The following is a 1,343-nucleotide window of genomic DNA, read 5'->3' as shown; positions in this document are numbered from 1 at the left end:
GGAGTGAAGACATGTCATACATCGATGGTTTCGTGATCGCGGTCCCTACCGCCAACAAGCAGAAGTTCATTGAGCACGCGCGCCACTTCGACGCGATGTTCCTTGAGCTGGGCGCGACCCGTGTGATCGAAAGTTGGGGCGACGACGTCCCTGACGGCAAGGTCACCGATTTCCGCCGCGCAGTCCAGGCCACCGCCGAGGAGACGGTCGCCTTTTCGTGGGTCGAATGGCCGGACAAGGCCACGCGCGACGCAGGCATGAAGAAGATGATGGAGGACCCGCGCATGGATCCGTCCACACCCGGCAACCCGCCCATGCCCTTCGACGGCAAACGCATGATCTTCGGCGGCTTCGAACAGGTGGTCGAAGTGAAGGCTTGAGCGGCGGGGCGACAACACCGCCCCTGGTCCGCGCGTCACGACGGGCATCTGGCGCAACCGTCGGTCCGCAGGCGTGCCTCCGGGACATTGCGCCGGGCGCCCCGTCGTTGCGGCCCAGTATGTCGGCTCTCGGGACCCTGCATGGCTTCACACTGGCGGCCATGAGCGGTCATCGCCTCTGCTGCTTCGGGCGCCGGCTTCGTGCCCATAGCGGAAGGTCGAGATCGACCTCGAAGAGGGGCAGAGAAGCGAGCGAGGTCCGTCGCACGAGGGACCATGCTCTCGGCTCGCAGAAGTAGTTGTCGCAGCGGTGCCCCCTCCCTGAACTTCCAGGCGTTCATCAAGTTTGTGGATGGCAGGCACTGCGGCCAGCCCTACCGTCGCGCATGTCTGAATCTAGCTAGATGGGAGCCCTCTATGCACAAGTTTCGCAAAATCTCCGTGATGATCGCCGTTGGCGTCTCGGCACTCACAGCCCACGCTTCGTGTGCCGACATCAAGGCGTCGTGCGCCGAGGGCTACAAGCGTGACAACGAATACTGCAATACGCTGGATCGCCAATCCCAATCGAATTGCTTTAAGCGCGCAGCCGAAACGCTGAAATCGTGCGTAGGCGATTGCAAGTAGAACGCAGATCTATTTCCTGCTTCATGGATGCTCATGACACCTGTCCCCGACTTCTTCGCTGGAATGCTCACATCGGCTGTGCTATCGGCCGGTGGAGAGGAGGTGCAAGCTGCCGTGGTCAACGACATGATGGAGCACATCGATCGCGATGGTAGTCTGGACAGCCAGATCGCCCGGTCGATGCAGCAGAGTAAAGCCGCCGGTGACTTCGGGATGGAGTTGGCCGGCGCCATTCTTGTACCTGTGCTCATAGAAGCGGCCAAGGGGCTGTGGGCGGCTTACCTGAAGAAGTTGGGTGAGAGGGCCGGCGGCAAGCTAGCAGACACGACCTACGAG

The 1,343-nt window shown here is 61.6% G+C and carries 2 protein-coding genes; both read left to right on the top strand.

What is annotated here, in order from left to right:
* The first annotated feature begins 11 nt into the window (after window positions 1–11).
* A complete protein-coding gene (locus tag ACXJKR_RS32635; RefSeq protein ID WP_457326393.1) occupies window positions 12–380 on the top strand; it encodes a DUF1428 domain-containing protein in 369 nt (122 codons plus the stop codon).
* Window positions 381–1,040: 660 nt separating this feature from the next.
* On the top strand, window positions 1,041–1,343 hold a 303-nt coding region (locus ACXJKR_RS32630), incomplete at its 3' end, for a hypothetical protein (protein WP_457326391.1).

The organism is Roseateles sp. P5_E11 (genome assembly GCF_054049355.1).
This window is presented reverse-complemented; position numbering and strand designations above follow the sequence as displayed.

What these genes read in the sequence shown, in the direction of transcription:
- ACXJKR_RS32635 (WP_457326393.1), top strand. Translation starts at nt 12, where the DNA reads ATGTCATACATCGATGGTTTCGTGATCGCGGTCCCTACCGCCAACAAG.